The sequence below is a fragment of the Deinococcus marmoris DSM 12784 genome (genome assembly GCF_000701405.1).
In the GTDB taxonomy this organism is placed as follows: domain Bacteria; phylum Deinococcota; class Deinococci; order Deinococcales; family Deinococcaceae; genus Deinococcus; species Deinococcus marmoris.
The window spans coordinates 13262-36461 of the sequence record NZ_JNIV01000020.1; the positions used below are offsets into that span (position 1 = coordinate 13262).

The window sequence follows — 23200 nt, forward strand, 5'->3', positions numbered from 1 at the left end:
AAGACAGTATTTGCTCCATCATAACGGTTTGTCTGAATCGTTTTACAAAGGTGAGGGCAGCCCGGCTTTGGCCTCCCGGCGATCAGATCACATGTACCGGAATGCCTGTCAGTTCCCCGGCGACAGGAGAGACCGTGCCGCCCTCAAACGCCTCCATCTCTGAGGCCTCCTCGAACCAACTGCGCGGCGTTCTGGCCCCCCAAAGCGTCTGGCGGCGCGGATCGTCGCGCAGCCAGCGGATCGGCTCGAAGTCCGGGTCCACGGTGATGTAATCGGAGGTATATAGCTCAATGCGGTGGCCGTCCGGGTCACGGATATACAGGAAAAAGGCGTTGGAGACGCCATGCCGCCCCGGCCCCCGCTCAATGCGCTCCGGCTGCCGCGCCCCAGCGAGGATGTCGCAGGTCCGCAGGATGGACATGGCGTCGGGCATCCAGTACGCCCAGTGGTGCAGGCGGGGGCCGGGGCCATTGGTGAGGGCAAGATCATGCACGCCGCCGCGCCGCTGAATCCAGGCGGCCCAGTAGCGCTCCTGCTCGTCCACGGTGTACTCGGACAATCTGAATCCAAGCGTGTCCATGTACCAGCGCATGGTCTTTTCCACGTCTGGCACCATCACGTTCACGTGGTCCACGCGCTGCAAGCCCGGTCCCCGATGCAGGTGGAAGTCCTGTAACAGCCACGGGTACTTCTGGCTGACGTGGTAGAAGGCCACTGGAATGCCGAAGGGGTCCTGCATCCGCAGCAGGCGTGGGCGGTCCAGTTCCTCCTCCCAGCGGTGGGGGAGACCCTCGCGCTCGGCCAGCGCCACCAGCGCGTCCAGATCGGCCTCGCCGTTCACACGGTAGGCGAGGTGACGCACGGTGGACGTGCCTTTCTCCTCCAGTTTCAGCGTCCACTCACGGTCTTCCACGCCGCGTAGGTACAGCGCCCCCGGCTCCTCGTGCAGGACGTTCATGCCCAGCAGATCGACGTAGAACTCGCGGCTGGCCTCCAGACTCTTGACCGTGAAGACGGCGTGGGCGATGCGGATGAGATTGGGGCGGCCCGCTTCAGTCATCCGCCGCCACCGCCTCTTGTTTGTCCTCGCGCTCCAGAAAGGCGTGGATACGGTCCACATACGGCTGCTTGTCAAACACCTCGTACAGCGCCGAGTGCATCCGCACCGGGTCGCCGAAGAAGTAGCGCTCGTACAGGGTCTGCCGCCCGGCAAAGCTGCTCATGGACATGTCCCACGCCAGCCGGAACAGCTTGAGACGTTCCTCGGCGGTGGCGCGGCCCGCTTGCAGGTACTTGGCGATCTGCGGCCCCAGCGGCCCCTCGCGGTCTGCCTTGCTGGGCATCATGATGATTCCCGATGCGCCCAGCAGTTGCAGCAGCTCCGGCAGGCGGGCGTGGTTGGCGGGGTAGTAGTTGCGGGCAGCGTCCAGCGGGCCACGCGCCGGGGTCATCACGCCGTACCTGTTCGGCTCCGCGCCGGCCAGCGCCGCCGCCTCCAGGCCCTTCATGATCTCCAGAATCACGATGATCTCGGCCACCTTGCTCTGGACGTGCTGGAATTGCCCGCTGCCGATGGCGTCCACGATGCTCTGCGCGGTGCCCAGAAACGCCTCGGTCTTGGCAATTTTGAGGTTGACCACCTGATAGGCCATGTGCAGCACGGCATCGGTGCCGGCGTAGGCCTTGTTCGCCAGCTCCGTGTCGTACAGCAAGAAGACCCGCTCCCACGGCACCAGGACGTCGTCGAAGATCACGAAGGCGTCCTGCTCGTCGAAGCGGCTGGCCAGCGGATGGTCTTCGGGATCACGGCCCACGTCAATGGGTTCGCGGCACTGGAAGCTCAGGCCCGGCGTGTTGGTGGGAATGCCGAAGCCCATGGCGTAACGGCTCTTGTCAGCGTTTTCCTTGAGAACGGTGGATGGAAAAATCAGGATCTCGTCGGCAATCGGCAGCGTCGCCATCATCCGCGCGCCGCGCACGATCACGCCTTCCTCGGTTTCCTCCACCACGCCCAGCGCGATGTAGGGGTCAGGCATCTCGGACGCCTGCTTGGCGCGGTTGACCTGTGGGTTGGTCAGGGCGTGCGTCAGGCACAGGTCGTTGTCGCGCACGAACTCGTAGTAACGGCGCATGTTGGCGGCAAAGTCGCGGTTCTCGCTGCCGGGGCGGCTGGCGTCACACTGGCCAAAGTAGTCCGCCCCCATGCCCGCCGCCATCACGTTGGCATTCATGTAGTCCGGTGCGCGGCCCAGAAAACCCAGCGAGTAGTTGGCGCGGATGCGGTGTGCCTCGCCAATTTTTTTCAGGTCGTCCTTGCTGCGCGGCACCATGAAGCTGACGGCGTGGCGCTCGCCGCCGTCCTCGTAGGTCAGGGCGTCACGAAGGTCCGGCTGGTGTTGCAGGTCATACAGGCCCGCCAGCGAAGCGCACATGTTGCGGGTGGACGGGTGCGTGGTGGGATCGGTGATGCGCTCACCGTCGATGTACAGGGTGGGCGGGTTCTTTTGCAGGCGGTTCAGGAAGTGCTGTCCGGTGATAGCGGCCATGTTCAGGACTCCTTTCCGGCTGGGCCGGACACAAATGGCTTGTGGTTCAGGCTGTGGCCAACCTTCTGAGCGTTCACTCTGCGAGCCGCCCATCGGCCCGGTCACGCTCTGGCTGCGGCTTTCCCACGCCCAGCCGCGCCGTCTTGTGCGTCCCCAGCGAGATGGCGATGTTCTTGGTTTCCATGTAGAACTCAAAGCTGTAGTCGCCGCCGTCGCGCCCGATGCCGCTGTTCTTGACGCCACCGAACGGTGTGGGCAGATGCCGCACGTTCTCACTGTTGACCCAGATCATGCCCGCTTCCAACCCCTGGGCGAAGCGGTGGGCGCGGGTCAGGTCATTGGTCCACAGGTAACCCGCCAGTCCGTACTGCACGTCGTTGGCCAGCGCCAGGGCGTCCGCCTCGTCCGTAAACGGAATGGCGGTCAGCACGGGGCCGAAGATCTCCTCCTGCGCGATTCGCATGTCATTGCGGGCGGCGGTGAACAGGGTGGGGGAGACGAAGTTGCCCTCACTTCCCACACGCTCGCCCCCGGCGGCAATCGTTGCCCCATCCTTCTTGGCCTGATCGAAATAACCCATGACCTTCTCGAAGTGGCGAGGGTGGACCAGGGGGCCAACTTCCGTCTCCGGGTCCAGCGGGTCGCCCACGCGGATGTTCTTCGCGCGCTCGGCGATGCGGGCGGTGAACGTGTCGTAAATGCCGTCCTGAATCAACACCCGGCTGCTGCTGGTGCAGCGCTCGCCGTTCAGGCTGTAGATCATGAACACCACGGCGTCGAGCGCTTTTTCCAGATCGGCGTCGTCAAACACCACCACCGGATTCTTGCCGCCCAGCTCAAAATGCACGCGCTTGAGGGTGTCGGCTCCCTGCCGCATGATGTGGCTGCCGGTAGTCGTTTCGCCCACAAAGGCCACCGCCTTGATCAGCGGATGTTCGGTCAGCGCCTTGCCCGCGCTCTCGCCGAAGCCGTGGACGAGGTTGTGCACGCCCCTGGGCAGCCCCGCCTCATCCATGATCTCGGCCAGCAGCGTGGCGGTGACTGGACTCCATTCCGCAGGCTTATGGACCACCGTGCAACCCGCCGCCAGCGCGGGCGCGATTTTCCAGGTGGACAGCATGAACGGCGTGTTCCACGGGGTAATCACGCCAACGGGGCCAATTGGCTGGCGCAGCGTGTAGTTGATGAAACCGGGCGCGGGCAGACTCTGGCCGTCCGCCGCACTGGGCGCACGGTCCGCGAAGAAGCGGAAATTGTCTGCGCCGCGCGCCGCCGCCGACTTCATGAAGCGGATGGCCTGCCCGGTGTCAATGCTTTCCAGCACGGCGATTTCCTGCGCTCTTTTCTCAATCAGATCAGCCACCTTGTGCAGAATCTTCTTGCGTTCCTGCCCACTGACCTCGCGCCACATCTGAAAGGCGTCGTGGGCAGCATGGGCGGCAAGGTCAATGTCGGTGGCGTCGCCGCTGGCAACCGTCGTCAGCACGGAATTGTCCACGGGCGAGTGCGTCTCAAACGTCTCGCCGCCGTGAGAATCGGTCCACTGCCCGCCGATGAAATGCTTCAGGCCCTGGCTCAGTCGGCTGTCCCGGAGCTTGGCGGCAATTTCATGGTTCGGCTGCGCTGTTTGAGGGGGTGCGGTCTGGGTCATGGAACCTCCTGGGATGGGGGTTGATGGTTGAAAGTTGATGGAAAGCGGCGCAAATTATTTTGACCTTCAGACCCACTCACCGTCCGTCCCACTCGCCTTCCTTGCTCTCTTTGCCCTGAATCGGCTCCGCACCCTCGTCTTCCTCCACGATGTCGTTCACCAGCGTTCCCAGCCCCTCCACTTCCAGGGTCATCACGTCGCCGGGGCGCACATGGCTGATGCCTTTGGGCGTGCCAGTGAGTATCACGTCGTCTTTTTGCAGGGTCATGAAGCGCGAGATGTGCTCGATCAGCTCGGGGATGGAAAAGATCATGTCGCGGGTGGACCCTTCCTGCCGCAGTTCGCCGTTGACATGCGCCGTTAGCTTCAGATCGTGCGGATCGGCAATCTCGTCGGCGGTCACGTAGTACGGCCCCAGAGGTCCGAAGGTGTCCCAGCCCTTGCCGCGCATCGGGGGGCGGAAGGTGTTGGTCACGTAGTCGCGCACCACCAGATCATTACCGATGGTGTAGCCGCCCACATGATCCATGGCATCGGCGGCCTTCACGCGCCGGGCGTCGCGTCCGATGATCACGCCCAGTTCCACCTCGTAGTGCATGAATTCCGCGCCACGCGGGTAGATCACGCTGCCTCGGTGGGGGAGCAGGGTGGTGTTGGGCTTCCAGAACAGCGCGGGTTCCGTGGGCTGGGTCAGACCCAGTTCCCCGGCGTGATCGTTGTAATTCAGGGCCAGGGCAATGACCTTGGGCGGCTCCACGGGCAGCAGGAATTGAACATCATCAGGCGTGTGTGCAACGCCAGCAGCGTCAATCAGTTTTCCGTCGTGCAGATGACCGTTCAGAGCGCGGCCTCCAGCGATAAAGCGGGCATATTTCATGTGGTCTCCGGGGAGAGGGGGCGAAAAATGGGTTCGGATTCAGCATAGGACTCCTGATCCCCTGGATGTTGGACGAAATATGAATTGTGCGGTGCAATTCTGTATCTTTGAACAAATGCCAAGCTTCAGTGAAATGTGTCCACGACCCGGCCTGAAGGATGGCGCAGATGAGCGGATCACCCCCACAGCAGCGGATGAGACGGCCCGCCTCCTGCCCCATCAGTCCCCTTCGGAAGTAGAGGCAGCAGCGCAGGCTGTCCTGGCAACGCTCCAGAGTCCGGGCCTGCCCACCCTGCTGGGGGCGCTGCGCGGCGCGGCCATGTCGCCCCAGCCTGAGCGCGAACTGGTGGAGCTGGCAGCAAACTGGACCGGAGGCTTCGCAGAGATCCGGGCCAGTTGGGGAGATACGGTTGCCTCGGCAGGCCGGGCCGCCGGGCCGACAGAAACCACACGCCTGGATCACCATGAGCGCCACGTCGGAACACTGACCGCCGCCCTCCCCGCCCAGTGGCAGGTTCTGATTCCCGTGCTGGCCGAATACGCCCTGCTGGCCCGCCTACGTTCGGCAGCGGCGGGGGCAGCGCGGCGGCGGGTGGGGGAGAGGATGCTGGACGCGCTCCTGTCAGGGCAGGGGGATGACGCCCTGAACGGACTGGGCCGCGAACCGTTCGCGCTGGCCGTGGCCACCCTGCCGCCCCAGGCGTCCGCGCAGGATCAGGCGCTGGACCTGCTGGCTGCGGTGGGAGAGGGCTATTTCAGCGAACGCCGCCTGGTGGGCCATTCCACCGTGCGGACCGGGAGGCAGGGCGGCATGGCCGTGTGGCTGTGGACCACCCTGGACCTTTCCCGCGAGGCGCGCGAACTGCACCTGTCGCTGACCTCCTCTACCGCCCTGGACGTGAGGTTGGGCGTCAGCGGACGGCAGGCAGGTGGCGCGCGTGAGGGGGTTACGGGCGTCCAGACGGCCCTCACGCAGGCGAGGCAAGCGCTGTTGGCCACGCAACATACGCGGGCCTATACCGTATTTCACGAGATGGACGCCCTGCATACCCTGATCTCGGACGGCAGCCTGAGCGTGCTGGCCGCGCAGGTGAACGCGCAACTGGACACCCTGGGAGACGATGGGCGCACCGCCGACACCCTGCGGGCGTACCTGTCCCACCGGGGAACGCTGTCCGAACTAGCCGCCACGCAAGACATTCACGTCAACACCCTGCGGTACCGCCTGCGCCGTGCCGAGGAAGTGCTGGGCGGGCGGCTGAGCGATCCGGCGCTCCTGGCCCGACTGTATCTGGCCTTCAGGACCGAAACAGTCTGAGGGGGACAGGACGGCTGGGGCAATCTCAATCCGGTTCAGCGAGCAGGGTCTCAAGCTGACGCAACAGCTTCTCCGCCCGTTCCCGCTTTTTCGTACCGAGCCGTTCCAGCGTCCTGACATCACCAAGGCGGCGGGCCAGGGTCTTCCAGTTCCCACCTGTGTCCGCCTTCGGGCTGACGGCCTCGCGGAGTTGCTGAACCGTGGCCCCCGCCTGTGCCCGGGCAATCAGCTCGGCCCGCTCTCCGGCCTGTTCCACCCGTCCGATGATCAGCGCTTTGCGGTAGTCGAGACCCGCCCGTACGGCGTCCTGAACATCCTCGGGCAGATTCAGGACGGCGGCGCGGTTGCGGATGAAGCTGCGCCACGTTTCGCCGCCCAGTGCGCCAAAAGCGGTGTCCAGTCGCGCCACCAGTTCCGGTTCAGACTCCGGGTGACGGTCCAAGGCAAACATGCGGGCCACAGCGCCAGCTTCCGGCAGGTCCAGGGTGGCGGCGGCCACTTGCAGGCGGGCGCGCACCTCCTCGATCACGTTCAGGTTCTCGCGTTGCAGGTTTTCCACGGCGGCGGCCAAGCGGGCCTCGGTGTCGCCCAGGGTGCGGATCAGCACTGGCACCTCGCTCAGGCCCGCCTGCTGAGCCGCACGCCAGCGCCGCTCCCCAGCCACGATCTCGAAGGTTCCGCCGCCCAGGGGCCGCACCAGCAGGGGTTGCAAAACGCCCTGCTCCTTCACGCTGCGGGCCAGTTCGTCCAGGCTGGCAGGATCGAAGTAGCTGCGGGGCTGAAACTGGCCGGGCTGCAAGCGGGCCAGCGGCAGCGTGGTGGCGGCGGGCTGGCTCAGCGAGTCCATACCCTCTACCAAGCCGCTCAGGCGCGCGCCGATCACTGGACGGGTCTTGCGGGTCACGCCCCAACTCCGGGAATCTGGACCGGGAGACCCACCGCCCGCGCGATTTCCGCCGTAACCGTCAGCACGTCGCGGTGAACCGGCGAACCCGGCGCATACACGCCCACTGGCTGCCCCGCGCTGGAGCTGTCGTTCCACACTGCCCCCCGATCTGCAATCGGGCTAGCAAGAGGGGAGAGCAGACCCTGCAAGGCCGCATACGCCTCGCGGTCATGCGAGCGCCGGGCATCGTAGAGAGTGGGCACATACAGCGCCACCGTCAGGTCCGGGCGCAGCTTGCGGTAGGTGGCCATCGCCTCGGACAGTCCGGCCAGCGCGTTCATCCCCTTCTGGCGCGTCGGCACCGGCACGATCAGGTGATCGGCGGCCAGCGCCCCCAGAATCGAGAGCTGCCCCAGACTGGGCGGGCTATCGATCAACACCACGTCGTAGTGGTCTGCCAGCGCCAGCAGCGCCTGACGCAGGTGCAAGTGCGCGCCCACCACGCCCATCATCTGCCCCTCGGCCAGCGCCAGCGAGACGTCGCTGGGGATCAGGTGCAGCCCGTGAACCTCGGCGGGTGAGGGTAATGGATCACCGCGCGAGGCCGTGTTGTACACCGTCTGCTCGCGCGTTACGCCACTGACGCCCAGCCAGTCGGTCAAATTGGCCTGCGGATCGAGGTCCACCAGCAGCACCCGCTGTCCAGCCTGCGCCAGCGTGAACCCCACATCGCGGGTCAGGCTGGACTTCATGACCCCACCAGCGTGGTTAAACAGCGTGAGTGTCTTCATTAGGGCGCAGCTTATCGCATCATCGCCGCGAAAGAGACTCGTGAAAGCGCGGGAATAGAGGGGAAAGCTGTCCCATGACCGGAGCAAATTCGAGTTGGCACAGGTTGCTCGTCACGTGACGAGCAACTCAAATCCATCAGGCCAGCCGCTCCACAAATGCCGTACCAGTCGAGTTCCGCACCTCTTCCAGCGTCGCACCGGGCATCAGTTCAGCCAGAATGAGTTGCCCGTCCGTAAACTCAAACACTGCCTTATCGGTGATGACCATGTCCACCGCCCCACGGGACGTCAGCGGCAGCGTGCAACTCTCCACGATCTTGGGTGTGCCGTCCGGGTCCGTGTGGGTCATGGTCACGATCAGCCGCCGCGCGCCGCTGGCGAGGTCCATCGCGCCCCCCACGCCCAGCAACGGCTTGCCAGGAACGGCCCAGTTCGCCAGATTGCCTGCCGCGTCCACCTGCAACCCGCCCATCACCGCCACGTCTACATGCCCGCCCCGGATCATGCCAAAGGACGCAGCGGAATCGAAGTAACTCGCCCCCGGCAGCGCGGTCACCGGAATCTTGCCCGCGTTCACCGGGTAATCCATCGCCCCGCCGCCCTCCGGCGCAGGACCAACGCCCAGCATCCCGTTCTCGGTGTGCAGATTGATGTTCATCTCCAGCGTGATCAGGTCCGCCACCAGCGTGGGAATGCCGATGCCCAGATTCACCACGTCTCCAGCCTGCAATTCCCGCAGGGCGCGGCGGGCCATGTTTGTGCGGGCCGCGTCCACACGCTTTGCGCCGCCCTTCACGTCAGCGCTGCTGCCCAGGTCCGCCAGGGTCAGGGTGGCCTGCACCAGATAATCCACGTACAGGCCAGGAGTGTGGACGTGTTCGGGGGCAATGTCGCCCACTTTCACGATCTCCTCGGCCTCCACGATCACCAGCCGCGCCGCCGTCGCCATCGCCGGGTTGAAGTTCTGCTCGGTCAGGCGGTACTGAAGGTTGCCCGCCGTGTCGGCCCGCCACGCGCGGATCAATGCCACGTCGCCGCACAGGGCCGGAACGAAGACCATCTCCTGACCGTTCAGCACGCGCACGTCCGCGTCTCCGGCGATCACCGTTCCGGCGGCGGTGGGCGTGTAGAAGCCGCCGATGCCCGCCCCACCGGCCCGAATGGCCTCGGCCAGCGTGCCCTGCGGGATCAGTTGCACTTCCAGCGAACCGTCCTGCGCCGCCGCCACCGCTTCACGGTTGGAGGTGAAAAACGAGCCGATGGCCTTTTTCAGTTGCCCGTTCCGCAGCAGGCGGCCCCCGCTCAGGCCCGCCTCGCCGACGTTGTTGCCGATGAAGGTCAGGTCACGGGTCCCCGTTTCGGCCAGGGCGTGAACCAGATGCACCGGGTTGCCAGTCATGCCGAACCCGCCCACCAGCAACGTGTCGCCAGATTTCACCATTGCGGCGGCTTCCTCGGCGGAAAGAATGGGGACGGCCTTCATCCCTGGATCCGCTCGATGATGGCCGCTTCTCCCTGACCGACACCCACGCACAACGTCGCCAGACCGTAGCGTCCGCCCCGCCGCCGCAGTTCATGGGTCAGGGCCACGATCAGCCGCGCTCCAGACATGCCCAGCGGATGGCCCAGCGCAATCGCGCCGCCATTCACATTCACCTTTGCGGGGTCCAGTCCCAGCTCACGGATCACGGCCAGGCCCTGCGCGGCGAAGGCCTCGTTGAGTTCGATCAGGTCCAGGTCTTCCTGCTGGATTCCGGTGCGTTCCAGCACTTTGCGCGTGGCTGGAATGGGTCCCAGACCCATCACGCGGGCTTCGACGCCTGCCGCCGCGCCACCCACCCAGCGGGCCAGCGGCGTGATGCCCAGTTCACGTGCCTTGCCCGCGCTCATCAGCACCAGCGCCGCTGCACCGTCGTTCAGGCCCGAGGCGTTGCCCGCCGTGACGCTGCCACCCTTGCGGAACGCGGGTTTCAGGCCCGCAAGCTTATCGGCGGAGGTGTCCAGCGTGAAGGTGTCGCCCTCGCGCGTGTACCGGGGATGCTCATCGGTGTCAAAAACGGTGACGCCTTTTCTCCCCTTGACTTCCACAGGTACGATCTCGTCCTTGAAGCGCCCAGTGTTCAGCGCGGCCACTGCCCGGCGCTGCGACTCCAGCGCGAAGGCGTCCTGATCGGCGCGGGTGATCTCGCCGCCCGCATACGCGCCCTCGCGGCTGCGTTCCACGATGTTCTCGGCGGTCTCGCCCATTACCTCCAGCGGAAACAGTTCGGCCATCGCGGGATTCGGGAAGCGCCAGCCCAGCGTGCTGTCGTAGACCGTCACATTGCCGTTCTGGAAAGCCCCTGCACCCTTGGGCATCACCATCGGCGCGCGGGTCATGCTTTCCACGCCGCCCGCCACGTACACGTCGCCGTCCCCGTTGCGGATGGCACGGGCCGCCGTGTTGATGGCCGCCAGACCCGAAGCACACAGGCGGTTGACCGTCAGGCCTGCCACCGTATCGGGAAGACCCGCGAGCAGCGCCGCCATGCGCGCCACGTTGCGGTTGTCCTCGCCCGCCTGATTGGCGCAGCCCAGGATCACTTCCTCGATCAACTCGGGCGGAACACCGCTTCTTTCCACGGCAGCTTTGATGATGTGTGCGGCCAGATCGTCGGGCCGCACGGTGGACAGCGCCCCCCGGATGGCCCCGATAGGCGTGCGGACAGCGGAAACGATGACGACATCTCGGTCTTGAAGTTGGTTTGCTGAGGTCATGGAAACTCCTTGACGCATCCAGTCGGTGTATGAAGCGGGACAGGACGTGTCTTTCTCTCCAGCATAGTCGGCCCCGCCGAGCGGCGGGCAACATGCCAGCGAATCGCAGGGCTTCCACACGGTTTATCCCCGTAGACCACACAAGTCATCCCCGTAAACCACACAAGAGCCGCCCGACATTCCAGCCAGGCGGCTCTCTTCCAAACTCTATTTGTGGTGCAGGGCCACAGACCGGGGCCACGTCTCCGTGTTCAGTCAGGCAGCCTGACCAATAACCTCGCGAAGGTCAGCACAATTGCAGCGTTGATCTGCTGTTTTTGATGCACCCTCAAGATCTCCAGATGAGATGGATCTTGTCTGCTTCGTCACCAGACTGAAACCCGCCTTGCTCACTCGCGCATCCGCCCAGATCAAGCCGTTTTTGCAAACGATCTTATCGGCGTCAGGATCAGCTCACGTCGATCATCACCTTCATGCTCGCCTTTTTCTCGTGGTCAGCGAACTCGAAGGCTTCGGGGGTCTGATCGAAGGCGTAGCGGTGCGTGACCAGTGCGTCCAGATCGATTGCGCCGCTGGCCACCAGCGCGATGGCTGCCGGATAGCAGTTGGCATAGCGGAACACGCCGCGCAGCGTGACCTCGCGGCTGGCCGCCGAGACGATATCCAGGCTGACCTCGGGATCCGCGGGCAGGCCCACCAGCACGGCGCGGCCACCGGGACGCGGCGCGGCCAGCGTCATGCGCGTGGTGGGCAGGCTGCCCGCCGTCTCGAAAGACACATCGACCCCGGCGTGAGACAGCGGGAGATCGCCTCTCGTCAACTCGCGGATCACGGCCAGCACGTCTTCATGACGGGCGTTGATGGTGTGCGTGGCCCCCACCTTGCGCGCCAGTTCCAGCCGGAAGTCTTCAAGATCGACGGCGATGATGGTGGTGGCCCCCGCCGCCCTGGCCGCCTGAATGGTGGTGCAGCCAATGGGACCTGCGCCAAACACCGCCACGCTGTCCCCTGGCCCCACATTCCCCTTGCGGGCCGCCCAGATGCCCACCGCCAGCGGCTCCAGCAGCGCGCCCGCATCGTCACTGATGCTGTCAGGGAGTTTGAAAGCGAAGTCGTCGGGCCAGACCACGTACTCGCCCAGCGCGCCGTTGACCGGGGGCGTGGCCATGAAGGTCATGTGCGGGCACAGGTTGTACTCGCCACGCTTGCAGTACGCGCAGCGGCGGCACGGGTAGCCCGGCTCCAGCGCCACCCGGTCACCCACCTGCAAACCGGTTACGTCCGGTCCCAGGGCTTCAACCACGCCCATGACTTCATGGCCCAGCACCAGCGGAGCTTCGACGACAAAAGGGCCGATGCGTCCGTGGGTGTAGTAATGCACGTCGCTGCCGCACACGCCGATGCGCCGCACGCGCACGCGCACCTCATGGGGGCCAGGAGAGGGAACCTCACGCGTTTCCCATTTCAGCTCGCGGATGCCGTGCAGGACACTGGTGCGGGAGGTCTGCGTTCCAGAGAAGGTCTGCGTTTCAGATGATGTTGGGGGATGGTCAATAGAAGTCATGGGGGGGCCTCAATGTGCGGAAGAAGTGGAGGGGAGGGACAGCGTATTGGGGTCCAGACGCCAACTATCAGCGCTACCGGCTGGCCAGCGCCTCGATTGCGCCCACTGGTCCACGCTGACGCAGGCTCTCGCGGGCGGCCAGATAAGCAGACCTGAAGCGCGGATCGTCACCCAGATCACCGAACAGTTCCTTCTGTTGCAGGAACGCGCCGGGCTGCGTGGCCTCGCGGCGCACAGCCTCGAGCAGGGCCGGACCGCGCTGATCCTGGAGCGGCGGAACCGGGCCACCCGCATCCACCGCCTCCAGATACGCCGCCCACGACGCCACCACCAGCGCGGCGTGGCTGATCTCACCCTCCCCCGCCAGTTGACCGCGCACCACCGGCAGCAGGAATTTGGGAATGCGCTCGGAGCCGTCGAAGATCAGGCGGGACAGGGTGTCCTGAATGGCGGTGCTGGCAAAGCGTTCGATCAACTGGTGCTGATAGGCGTCGAGATCAACGCCGGGAACAGGTCTCAGCGTCGGCGCACCCTCGCGGGACATGTAGCCCAGCAGAAAATTCACGAACACGGGCTGGCGGCAGACTTCATGCGCGTAGGTGTATCCGGCCAGCAGCCCCAGGTAGCCCATCGCCTGATGCCCAGCGTTCAGCAGCCGCAGCTTCATCAGCTCGTAGGGTTCCACGTCTGCCACCACCTGCACGCCCACCGTTTCCAGCGGGGGCCGTCCCAGCGTGAAATGGTCTTCCAAAACCCACTGTGTGAAGCTCTCGCCCACCACCGGCCAGCCGTCCTCGATGCCCGACTGTGCGGCCAGTTCCTGCCGGTCCTGATCCGTGGTCATGGGCGTGATGCGGTCCACCATCGAGTTGGGAAACGCCACCTCGCGGGCGATCCACTCGCCCAGATCGGCGTTCTTGAGGCGCGCGAAGGCACTCAGCACCTTCTGGGTCACATGGCCGTTGCCCTGGATGTTGTCGCAGGACATGACAGTGAAGGGCGGAATGCTGCGTTCGCGGCGGCGGCGCAGGCCCTCAGTGATCAGGCCGAACACCGTTCTGGGCACTGCGCCCGCTTGCAGATCGTGGGCGATATCCGCGCCTGTGGGATCGAACTCGCCCGTCGCGTTGTTCAGGTTGTAGCCGCCCTCGGTGACGGTCAGCGAGACGATGCGCGTGGCAGGATCGGCCAGCTTCTCGATCACCCATTCGGGATCGTCGGGGGCAAACAGGAAGTCGTGGACCGAGCCAATCACCCGCGTATCCACGTCGCCTGCCGGTGATTTGGTCACCAGGGTATACAGGTGATCCTGCGCCTCCAGCACCTCGCGCATCTTCGTGTCTCCGGGCAGCACACCCACGCCGCAGATGCCCCAGTCGGCATGATCCCCGGCATTCAAAACCCGGTCCAGGTACATCGCCTCGTGCGAGCGGTGAAAGCCGCCGACGCCGAAATGCACGATGCCGGTCCTCAACGTGCGGGGATCGTAGTCGGGAACGGCCACACCAGGGCCGAACTGACCGAGATTTTCCAGATTAAGTTTGGTCATGGATGACGCTCCAGCAGGGTATCGAGACAGGAAAGAGAGGGGACTTCATTCGGCGAGTTGCACGATCAGGTCGGCGCGGGTGCGGGTGGCATGGATCAGGGCGGCGTTCGGGCCGTCCACCGCCTCCACCCAGCCCTGGGCTTCGGCCTGTGCTTTGCCGTAAGCGACGTGGCGGGAGATCAGCCGCTCCATCCGCAGACCGTCGGGCAATTCCAGAAACCATGCGGCGTCCAGCGCGGGTCTGACCCTTTCCCATTCGCCGTCCTCCAGCAGCAGGTAATTGCCCTCGGTCAGAATCAGGGGCGTGCCTGCGGAAATGGGAATGGCACTCCCGATGGATTCTTCGAGCTGGCGGTCAAATGTAGGGGCGTAAACCGTCTGATCTTTCTCGGCGCGCAGCCGCTCCAGCAGCGCCGCATAGCCGCCAGCGTCGAAGGTCTCGGGTGCGCCCTTGCGCCCGCGTCGGCCCAACCGCACCAGTTCGGCATTCGCCAGATGAAAGCCGTCCATCCCCACCAGCGCCGCCTGATCGCCCAGAGCGTCTGCCAGCGCCGCGCAGAGGGTGGACTTGCCCGCTCCCGGCGCACCCACGATGCCCAGAATGCGCCGCTCGCCGGGAACGATCATGGCCCGCGCCCGCACCAGCAACTGGGCCAGGGTTGCCCGGATGGTTTCGGGCGGGGCCAGTTGTGGGTCAGGGCGTGGGATAGTCATCTCGGTTCTCCATTTAAGGGTAAGAGGTGGAAGGCAAAATTGGCAACGGCGCGCCTGCTGGATTTATTTGACGGCTCCGAAGCTCAGGCCACGGATCAACTGGCGCTGAGCCACCCAGCCGAAGATCAGCACCGGCAGTACGGTCAACGCGGCGGCGGCGCTCATCTGCGCCCAGAACAGGCCCATGCTGGTCTTGAACGAGCTGATGAAGACGCTCAGGGGCGCGGCGTCCGAACTGGTCAGATTGACGGCGAAAAAGACCTCATTCCACGCGAAGATGACCGCCAGCAGCGCGGTGGCGGCCATCCCTGGCGTGGACAGCGGCAGCGCGATGCCGAAGAATTCCTGCGCCACCGATGCGCCGTCCACCTTGGCCGCCTCGTAGATGGCAAAGGGGATCTCGGTCATGTAGCTGTGCATCATCCACACCACCAGCGGCAGGTTCATGGTGGTGTACATCAGGATCAATCCCGGCAGGGTGTCCAGCAGGCTCAGGTCACGGAACAGCAAGAAGATGGGCACGATCACGCCCACGGCGGGCATCATCTTGGTGGACAGCATCCAGGTCAGCGTGCCCTGCGCGCGGGTGGTGGGGTAGACGGCCAGCGCAAAGGCGGCGGGCAGGCCCAGCACAAAGGCCAGCACGGTGCTGCCAATGGCCGCAATCAGGCTGTTCTTGAGCGCCGGAAAGTAACTGGGCAGCGCGTTCTGGAAGTTCTCCAGAATCGGCGCGAAGGCGAAGACGGGCGGAACGGCGAAAGCCTGCGCCTCAGTTTTAAAGGCGGCCAGGAACATCCACACCAGCGGAAACAGGAAGGCGATGGCGATCAGGTAGGTAATGATCGTCAGAATGGTATTGCGAACCCTGATGCGGCTCTTGTCGCGTTTGACTGGCATTGAACTGCTGGGAATGGCCGTCATGTTATCCCCCTCTGTTGCTTGCGGTGGTGCGGCTGATCATCCGCAGCAGGTAGACCGCCAGAATGTTGGTGAGGATCACGGTAATCACCCCTGCCGCGCTGGCCAGTCCGATGTTGTACTCGGCAAAAGCCTTCTGGTAGATGAAATACGGCAGGTTGGTGGTCGCCAGCCCCGGTCCCCCGGAGGTCGATCCGTAGATCTCGCCGTAGACCTGGAGCAGCGCGATGGTTTCCATCAGCACCACCACCTGAATGGCCTGCGCCCAGTGCGGCATGACGATGTGCTGGAACTCCTGCAAGGGACTGGCCCCGTCCAGGCGAGCGGCCTCCAGTTGATCGTCGGGCAGGCTCTGCAACCCGGTCAGCAGGATCAGCATGGCAAAAGGGGTCCATTCCCAGGTGATCATGGCGATCACGCTGGCCATCGGGTACTGCGCCAGCCAGTCCACCGGCTGCCCACCCAGTGAGGTCACCACCCACGAGAAGAAGCCGAACACCGGATTGAGCAGCATGTTCTTCCAGACCACCGCCGTGACGATGGGCATGACCAGAAACGAGCTGATCATCAGGGTCCGCAGCAGCCCGCGCCCCGGAAAGTTGCGGTTCAGGAGCATGGCCATCGCGCCGCCAATGAACAGGGTCAGAAGCAGCGTTCCGCCCGCCAGCACGACGGTGTTCAGCACGACTTGCAGGTTCTGCGGGTTGGTCAGCAGCGTGGCGTAATTGCCAAACCCGATGAAGGGCCGGTTGTCGGGAATGACCAGGTTGTAGTTGAAGAACGAGTAGTACACCGTCATGAAGAACGGCACCTGAGTGGTCAGGATCAGGTACAGCATGGCGGGCCAGATCAGTACGGCGGGGGTCAGGCGCAGACCACGTTTGGGTGCGGGCGGACTGGCCGTGGTGGTGGTGGGGTTGGCGATGGTGGTCATGGGATCCCCTTGTGGCAGTGGTGGCCGTCCCGGCACCCGGCACTTGAAAGGCGGGGCGCGGGCGGCAGTCCGGTTCAGCGCGGCCTCTTTCCGGCCAAAGGCGAGGAGGAGCCGGGCAACGTGGCCCAGCCTCCTCCTTTAGCGGTGATCAGAAGCGCTGGGGTTTATTTCTGGTAGCCGCCTTCCTTGGCGACCTTGGTGGCGGCGTCCTGGGCCTGCTTCAGCGCCTGATCCACGGTGGTCTGGCCGCTGATGGCCCCGGCCAGGAACTGACCGACCTGGGTGCCCAGCGCCTGGAACTGCGGGATGGCGACGTACTGGATGCCCGAGTAGGGCACGGGGTCCTTGGTGGCAGCGTTCACGTCGGCGCTGTTGATGGCACTCTGCACCAGTCCGCTGAAAGCTCCGGCGGCCTTTTTGTAGTTGGCATTGTTGTAGGTGCTGGTGCGCGTGCCGGGGGGCACCGAGGCCCAGGTGCCCTTTTCCTTGGCGACCAGCGCGATGTACTCCTGACTGGTGGCCCAGGTGATGAACTTGAAAGCCGCGTCCTCGTTCTTGGTGGTTTTGGGAATGGCCAGGTTCCAGCTCCAGTACCAGTGGTTGCCCTTGGGGGTCCCGGGGCCGGTGGGCGCGTTGGCGAAGCCCACCGACTTGGTGATCTTGGAGCTGGTGGGATCGCTCAGGAATCCGGCGGCCACGGTGGCGTCCACCCACATGCCGCACTTGCCCTGGCTCATCAGCGTCAGGTTCTCGGTAAAGCCGTTGCCGGTCGCGCCGGGAGGGCCGTACTTCTTGATGGTATCGACGTAGAAGGTCATGGCGTTTTTCCAGGCCGGCGAGTTGAGCTGCGCCTTCCAGTCGTTGTCGTACCAGCGCCCGCCGAAGGTGTTCATGACGGTGCTGAACACGGCCATGTTCTCGCCCCAGCCCGGCAGCCCGCGCAGGCAGATGCCGTAGACACCGCTGGCCGGCTTGTGGATCTTGGCGGCAAAGCCCTGAATCTGGGTCCAGGTGGGCTGGGTGGGCATGGTGATTCCGGCAGCCTTGAACAGGTCTTTGTTGTAGTACGTCATGCTGCTCTCGGCGTAGAAGGGCACGGCGTACAGGTTGCCGCCCACGGTCAGCGCCTTGCGGACACCGGGGATCACGTCGGCCAGGTTGTAGCTCTTGGCAATTTCAGGGTTCTTGGCGAACATGGGGGTCAGGGGGTCCAGCCAGCCGTTCTTGGCCCAGATCGGCACTTCATAGGCCCCAACAGTGGCGACATCGAAGCTGCCCGCATTGCTGGCCACGTCCAGCGTGACCTTCTGGCGCAGTTCATTCTCGGGGAGGACGACCCACTTGGTGGTGATATCGGGGTACTTCTTGGTGAACTCGCCCGACAGCTTCTGCATGGTCACCATGTCCGGGTTGTTCACGGTGGCGATGGTGATGGTGGTGGCCGCCTGCGCGGTGGCCGTCAGGGCAAGGCTGAGCATCAACAGTCGTTTCATGGGTCTTCCTCCATCGCCGCAATGTTTCCAGGCGGCGAGATAATGAACGGCAAACCTCAGATAATGGGGTCAACGCGTTCTGATTAACCGGAGCAGTCCCCGGTCAGATGATGAATGGTCTCGTGTCCATTACTTAATCACAGATTTTTCCATTCGTCAAATCTGATTTCTTAGACTCAGGTCAGTGTTGGCTGACAATGGACAGGAGGCCACTCTCAAACGCGGTCCTGATTCAGTTTCAGGGGTTCGGTCTCAGCGTCCCGATGTCGGTGGACACCCATCTGGCCCAAACCGCCTAGAATGTGTGGCGTGTCAACGATTCAGGATGTCGCGCGGCTGGCCGGGGTGTCACCGACCACTGCCAAGCGTGCGCTGCGCGACCCCGAGAAACTCACGCCCGACACGCTGGCGCGCGTACAGGCGGCGATTCAGGAGCTGCATTACGAACCCGACGTGCGCGCGGGCAGCCTGCGCGGCGGCCAGAGCCGCACGGTGGGCCTGGTGGTGGCCAGCATCGTCGAGCCGTTCTTCGCGCAGTTTGCCCGCGCCGCCGCCCGGCACCTCAAGGCCGCCGACTACACCCTGATCGTCAGCGAGAACGAGTACAGCGCCCGGCTGGAGCTGCCCGAACTGCGCCGCCTGTACGGCCAGCGCGTGGCCGCCATCATGCTGCGGCCCGGCTACGGCGACGACAGCCGTGAATACCTGGAGCGTCTGCGGGAGCGGGGACTGTTCATCCTGGAATTCGACTATGCGCCGGACGACTCGGGCTTTCCCAGCGTGGTGCTGGATCACACGGGCTGCATGCGTGAGGCGGTGGCCTACCTGCACGGACTGGGCCACACCCGGATTGCCGCACTGGGCACCTATGATCCCGAGATTCACCCGGAAGACCGCTCACGCACCTTTCCGCAGGCCATGCAGGACCGGGGCCTGAGTGTGCCGCCCGACTACCAGCGCGTGGTCCTGCTGACCGAGGACACCGCCTACAACCTGACCCATGAACTGCTGGCGCTGCCCACGCCGCCCACCGCCCTGATTGCCCTGACCGGAACCCAGGCCATCGGCGCGTTCAGGGCCATCCGCGAGCGTGGCCTGAGCCTGCCGGGTGACCTGTCGCTGCTGACCTTCGACAACTACCCGTGGACCGCCCTGGTGGACCCGCCCATCACCGTGATTGAGCAGCCTGTCGAGGCGATGGCCGGGGCAGCGGCCCACGCGGTGCTGCGCGCGCTGGAAGGCGGATTTGACGCGGGCCGAGAAACCACGCCCCAGCACGCGGTCTTTCCAGGCCGCCTGATCGTGCGCGGCAGTTGTGCCCCGCCCCGTGTGCCCAGTCTGGCGCTGACCCGCTGAGATTTGGCCCACTGAGGTCCAGCCTCGCCGTGCTGTAATTCCGCCGTGCTGTAATCCCCCCATGCCCATTCCCACGTCACTTCTGGCCCTGGATATCGGCGGCACCTCCATGCGCGCCGCGCTGATGGAAGGCGGGCGGATCACCCGCCGCGCCGAGGTCCGCACCCCCAAGCCCAGCACGCCGGACGCCGTGACCACAGCGGCGCTGGAACTGGCCGCCCCGCTTGCCCCGGAAGCTGCCGCTATCGGCGTGGCGTGCGCGGGCGCGGTGGCGGGTGGGCGCGTGACGGCCACTGCCGTCCACACCTTTCCCGGCTGGACCGACGTGCCGCTTGCCGATCAGATCGGGGCCGGGCTAAAGCTGCCCTGTGCAGCCCTGAACGACGCCCGCGCCGCCGCCTGGGGTGAATACGTGGGGGGGGCAGGCCGGGGCACGGGCGAATTTATGTTCATCACCGTCAGCACCGGGGTGGGCGCGGGGCTGGTGCTAGGTGGGCGGCTGCATCTGGCGGGCAACGGGCTGGACGCCGAACTGGGCTTTGTCAGCGTGCCTGCGGTCTGGAAACGGGGGGCGGAGGTTGCGCCGCTGGGCGAACTGGGACCGCTGGAGTTCGAGACGAGCGGGACGGCCCTGGGCGCTCAGGCGCTGGCGCTGGGTCTGGCCGATGCCCGCGCGCTGGCCGACGCTGCCGAAGACGGGAATGCCCAGGCGGACCTGATCTACCGCCGCTCCGCCGCGCTGATCGCGTGGAAAATCGCCGACATCGCTGCATTGCTGGGCGTCACGCGTGTGGCTCTGGGCGGCAGCGTGGGCCTGCGGGCCGGATACCTGGACCGGGTACGCGGGAGCCTGAGCCAGTTTCCCGCCCGCTACCAACCTGAAGTCGTTCACGCCGAACTGGGCGCGGATGCCGGGCTGATCGGCGCGGGGCTGTGGGCCGGGCGAGAGTAGACCCCGCTCTATACTCAGGGGAATGTCAACCGACAGCCTCCATCACGGCACCCGCGCCGGGGCGAACGCCATTGCCCACGCGCTGCGGGCGTGGTGGTGCGCCAAGTTGGGCCGTCCACTGCCGGGTTGAGGCGGTTTTCTTTCCACACCCCGCTGCCGGGGCCGGATTTTCATTTTCACTGCGAGGTTCCACCATGACCGTATTTGACCGCCTGTTCGCCGATTCCACCCTGAGCCAGTTGCAGGAAAAAGACGCCCGCGATCCGCTGGCCTACAAACGCGCCGAATTCAAATTGCCGGAGGGCGTGGTCTATCTGGACGGCAACAGCCTGGGCGCGTTGCCGCTGACCGTTCCCGCCCGCCTGGCCCGCGTGGCCGAGGAGGAATGGGGTGGTCAGCTCATCCGCTCGTGGACCGCCAATGCTGAAGCAGCCCAGGACTGGATGAACCTGCCGGACCGTGTGGCCGCCAAGATTGCCCCGTTGATCGGCGCGGGGGCGCACGAAGTCGCGGTGGGCGACAGCACCAGCGTCAACATCTTCAAGCTGCTGGCCGCCGCGCTGCACATGGCCCCGCCTGAGCGCCGGGTGATCCTGACTGACGCCGACAACTTCCCCACGGACCTGTACATGGCGCAGGGCCTGAACGCGCTGCTGGGGGAGAAGTACGAGCTGCGGCCTGTGCCATCTGCCGAACTGGAAGCCAACCTGAGTGAAGACGTCGCCCTGACCCTGCTGACCGAGGTGGATTACCGCACGGGCCACCGGCTGGACATGGCGGGCCTGACGGCCAAAGCGCACCAGCACGGCATCCTGACGGTGTGGGATCTGGCACATTCTGCCGGGGCCTTCCCGGTGGACCTGAACGGCGCGGGCGCAGATTTCGCGGTGGGCTGCGGCTACAAATTTCTCAACGGCGGCCCCGGCGCACCCAGTTTTCTGTTCGTCGCAGAGCGTCATCAGGACTCGGCCCGCGCTTTCCTGAGCGGCTGGATGGGCCACGCCGACCCCTTTGAGATGGCCCGCGAATTTACCCCCGCCCCCGGCGCACGGCGCTACGTGGTGGGCACACCGACGGTCCTGAGCCTGAGTGCGCTGGACGCCGCGCTGGACGTGTTCGCGGATGTGGACATGAACGTTTTGCGGGCCAAATCGCTCTCGCTGACCGACACGTTTATGGAGTTGATGGAACCGCTGACGGCCCAGTACCCGCTGACGCTGGTAACGCCCCGCAACCACGACGAGCGCGGCAGTCAGGTCTCCTACAGGCATCCGCAGGCGCGGGAAGTGATGCAAAAGCTGATCGAGAGCGGCATCCTGGGCGACTACCGCACGCCGGACATCCTGCGCTTCGGCTTCACGCCGCTGTACCACTCGCACGCGGACGTGTGGCGGGCCGTGCAGGGCATTAAACAGGTCTTAGCAGGAGGCGCATGACTGACCAGAATGCTCCCGAACGCGCCTATACCGACTTTTCCAAAAGCCTCAGCTACGGCGATTACCTGCAACTGGATACGCTCAAGGCCGCGCATCAGCCGATTACCGAGGCACACGACGAGCACCTGTTCATCACCGTTCACCACGTCTCGGAAGTGTGGCTGGAGCTGATCGTGCGCGAACTCGGGGCAGCCATGCGCCTGCTGGAAGGCGGCATCACCGACGCGCCGCTGAAGATGCTGACCCGTGTGGTGCGCGCTCAGGAGCAACTGACCAACGCCTGGGAAGTCCTGAAGACCATGACCCCTGCCGATTATCTGCAATTCCGGCACGCCTTCGGGCAGGCGTCGGGTTTCCAGTCGGCCAGTTACCGCACGGTGGAATTCCTGCTGGGCAACCGACGCGCCGTGCTGCTGCGCCCTCACGAACATCGCCCGGACCTGCATGGCCCGCTGGAGGCCGTGCTGAACGCCCCCAGCGTCTACGATCTGGCCCTGAAACTGCTGGCCGAACGCGGGCTGCCTGTGCCGGACGAGGTGCTTCACCGTGACCTGACCCTGCCCCCGGTCCTGAACGAAACGGTGCTGGAATCCTGGCTGACCGTCTACCGCGATCCGCAGACCTACTGGGACCTGTACGAGCTGGCCGAGAAGTTGCTGGACGTGGAGGACAACTTCCGGCGCTGGCGCTTTAACCACCTGACCACCGTGGAGCGCACGATTGGCTTCAAGGCGGGTTCGGGCGGCACCAGCGGCGCGGGCTACCTGCGCGGCGTGCTGGGTGTGGTGCTGTTCCCGGAATTGTGGGAAGTGCGGACGCGGCTATAGGACAGAATTGAACCCAGATTGCTCAGCCAGCGTACTGAGAATATCCGCCCGTTCAGACCGCCGACTTTCAAGAGGAGTTCCCATGTCAAAATTCCCGACTCTATTGAGCGCCGCTACCCTGGCTGCCGCCCTCACCGCCAATCTTGGCCTCGCTTCCGCCGGAGGGGCAGCGCCAGTGGCCAGTGGCCTGATCAGTTTGCCCAGCACCTACAGCGTGGGCGAGACGCTGGACCGGGTAACAAGTGCGGCGGCGGCCCTGGATTTTGGCGTGGCCGCACGCATCAACCACGCCCAAGCGGCGCAGAAGGTGGGTCTGGAACTGCGCCCCACCGAGGTGCTGCTGGTGGGCAACCCGAAGGGCGGCACGACGCTGATGCAGTGCGCGCAGACGGTGGCGATTGACCTGCCCGTCAAATTCCTGTCGTATCAGGACGCCGCCGGGCAGGTCTGGCTGACCTACAACGATCTGGCCTACCTGATGTCACGCCACAATGCGGTGGGTTGCAACGAGGCATTTGCCAAAGCGGGCGGCGCGCTGAAGATGATCGCCATGAACGCGCTGAAGTAGGGCGGCGCGGACAAACGCGAAGGGTCCCGCCGTCATAGCCGGGACCCTTCGCGTTTGCTCTGA

Annotated in this window: 20 protein-coding genes; 6 read left to right on the forward strand and 14 right to left on the reverse strand. The window is 65.0% G+C overall.

Going from position 1 to position 23200, the window contains the following annotated elements; genetic code table 11:
- Positions 1 to 82 precede the first annotated feature (82 nt).
- From hpaD to Q319_RS0106525, 4 genes are all read right to left on the reverse strand, one after another.
- Positions 83 to 1060: a 3,4-dihydroxyphenylacetate 2,3-dioxygenase gene (gene hpaD, locus Q319_RS0106510; RefSeq protein WP_029481284.1), complete on the reverse strand. Its 978-nt coding sequence runs from the start codon at positions 1058 to 1060 to the stop codon at positions 83 to 85.
- Entirely contained in the window at positions 1053 to 2546 is a 1494-nt protein-coding gene (gene hpaB / locus Q319_RS0106515; protein WP_029481285.1) for a 4-hydroxyphenylacetate 3-monooxygenase, oxygenase component, read from the reverse strand. Before hpaB ends, hpaD begins: the two co-directional genes overlap by 8 nt.
- A gap of 73 nt (positions 2547 to 2619) precedes the next feature.
- Complete coding sequence (gene hpaE / locus Q319_RS0106520; protein ID WP_029481287.1) at positions 2620 to 4197, reverse strand: 5-carboxymethyl-2-hydroxymuconate semialdehyde dehydrogenase; 1578 nt, start codon at positions 4195 to 4197, stop codon at positions 2620 to 2622.
- Positions 4198 to 4273: 76 nt separating this feature from the next.
- Positions 4274 to 5074 (reverse strand): fumarylacetoacetate hydrolase family protein, encoded by an 801-nt coding sequence (locus tag Q319_RS0106525; RefSeq protein ID WP_029481288.1) that lies wholly within the window; start codon positions 5072 to 5074, stop codon positions 4274 to 4276.
- 133 nt (positions 5075 to 5207) lie between these two features.
- On the opposite strand from Q319_RS0106525, the gene Q319_RS0106530 reads away from it, so the two are divergent.
- Positions 5208 to 6392: a PucR family transcriptional regulator gene (locus tag Q319_RS0106530; protein ID WP_245619017.1), complete on the forward strand. Its 1185-nt coding sequence runs from the start codon at positions 5208 to 5210 to the stop codon at positions 6390 to 6392.
- Between the two features lie 25 nt (positions 6393 to 6417).
- Here the strand turns inward: Q319_RS0106530 and Q319_RS0106535 are convergent, their stop codons facing one another.
- The 10 genes from Q319_RS0106535 to Q319_RS0106585 all read right to left on the reverse strand — a co-directional run bounded on the left by Q319_RS0106535 (position 6418) and on the right by Q319_RS0106585 (position 17998).
- Positions 6418 to 7296, reverse strand: coding sequence for a ParB/RepB/Spo0J family partition protein (locus Q319_RS0106535; RefSeq protein WP_029481290.1), 879 nt, complete (start codon positions 7294 to 7296; stop codon positions 6418 to 6420).
- A complete protein-coding gene (locus tag Q319_RS0106540; RefSeq protein WP_029481291.1) occupies positions 7293 to 8069 on the reverse strand; it encodes a ParA family protein in 777 nt (258 codons plus the stop codon). Before Q319_RS0106540 ends, Q319_RS0106535 begins: the two co-directional genes overlap by 4 nt.
- Before the next feature lie 136 nt (positions 8070 to 8205).
- On the reverse strand, positions 8206 to 9552 hold the full coding sequence (locus Q319_RS26125) for a 3-oxoacid CoA-transferase (protein ID WP_034414098.1): 1347 nt from the start codon (positions 9550 to 9552) through the stop codon (positions 8206 to 8208).
- Positions 9549 to 10826, reverse strand: a complete 1278-nt coding sequence (locus Q319_RS0106555) for a thiolase family protein (RefSeq protein WP_029481292.1) — start codon at positions 10824 to 10826, stop codon at positions 9549 to 9551. The genes Q319_RS26125 and Q319_RS0106555 overlap by 4 nt, the downstream gene beginning before the upstream one ends.
- Positions 10827 to 11274: 448 nt before the next feature.
- Positions 11275 to 12390: an NAD(P)-dependent alcohol dehydrogenase gene (locus Q319_RS0106560; RefSeq protein ID WP_051655162.1), complete on the reverse strand. Its 1116-nt coding sequence runs from the start codon at positions 12388 to 12390 to the stop codon at positions 11275 to 11277.
- 73 nt (positions 12391 to 12463) lie between these two features.
- The gene (locus tag Q319_RS0106565) at positions 12464 to 13939 is read right to left on the reverse strand and encodes a mannitol dehydrogenase family protein (protein WP_029481294.1); all 1476 of its coding nucleotides are present in this window, start codon (positions 13937 to 13939) and stop codon (positions 12464 to 12466) included.
- A 45-nt stretch (positions 13940 to 13984) separates the two neighbouring features.
- Positions 13985 to 14653, reverse strand: coding sequence for a nucleoside/nucleotide kinase family protein (locus Q319_RS0106570; RefSeq protein ID WP_081845919.1), 669 nt, complete (start codon positions 14651 to 14653; stop codon positions 13985 to 13987).
- 63 nt (positions 14654 to 14716) lie between these two features.
- Positions 14717 to 15574, reverse strand: coding sequence for a carbohydrate ABC transporter permease (locus Q319_RS0106575; RefSeq protein WP_029481297.1), 858 nt, complete (start codon positions 15572 to 15574; stop codon positions 14717 to 14719).
- A gap of 1 nt (position 15575) precedes the next feature.
- Positions 15576 to 16505 (reverse strand): carbohydrate ABC transporter permease, encoded by a 930-nt coding sequence (locus tag Q319_RS0106580; protein WP_029481298.1) that lies wholly within the window; start codon positions 16503 to 16505, stop codon positions 15576 to 15578.
- 164 nt (positions 16506 to 16669) lie between these two features.
- The gene (locus Q319_RS0106585) at positions 16670 to 17998 is read right to left on the reverse strand and encodes an ABC transporter substrate-binding protein (protein WP_029481300.1); all 1329 of its coding nucleotides are present in this window, start codon (positions 17996 to 17998) and stop codon (positions 16670 to 16672) included.
- A gap of 300 nt (positions 17999 to 18298) precedes the next feature.
- Here Q319_RS0106585 and Q319_RS0106590 point away from each other — a divergent pair, with 300 nt between their 5' ends.
- From Q319_RS0106590 to Q319_RS0106610, 5 genes are all read left to right on the forward strand, one after another.
- Positions 18299 to 19354 carry a LacI family DNA-binding transcriptional regulator gene (locus tag Q319_RS0106590; RefSeq protein ID WP_029481302.1) on the forward strand — a complete coding sequence of 352 codons (1056 nt, stop codon included), beginning with the start codon at positions 18299 to 18301 and terminating at the stop codon, positions 19352 to 19354.
- Positions 19355 to 19415: 61 nt separating this feature from the next.
- Complete coding sequence (locus tag Q319_RS0106595; RefSeq protein ID WP_029481305.1) at positions 19416 to 20306, forward strand: ROK family protein; 891 nt, start codon at positions 19416 to 19418, stop codon at positions 20304 to 20306.
- Positions 20307 to 20500: 194 nt separating this feature from the next.
- Positions 20501 to 21742 carry a kynureninase gene (gene kynU / locus Q319_RS0106600; protein ID WP_029481307.1) on the forward strand — a complete coding sequence of 414 codons (1242 nt, stop codon included), beginning with the start codon at positions 20501 to 20503 and terminating at the stop codon, positions 21740 to 21742.
- Positions 21739 to 22569 carry a tryptophan 2,3-dioxygenase gene (locus tag Q319_RS0106605; protein ID WP_029481309.1) on the forward strand — a complete coding sequence of 277 codons (831 nt, stop codon included), beginning with the start codon at positions 21739 to 21741 and terminating at the stop codon, positions 22567 to 22569. Before kynU ends, Q319_RS0106605 begins: the two co-directional genes overlap by 4 nt.
- A gap of 82 nt (positions 22570 to 22651) precedes the next feature.
- Positions 22652 to 23137 (forward strand): DUF302 domain-containing protein, encoded by a 486-nt coding sequence (locus Q319_RS0106610; protein WP_081845920.1) that lies wholly within the window; start codon positions 22652 to 22654, stop codon positions 23135 to 23137.
- Positions 23138 to 23200 lie beyond the last annotated feature (63 nt).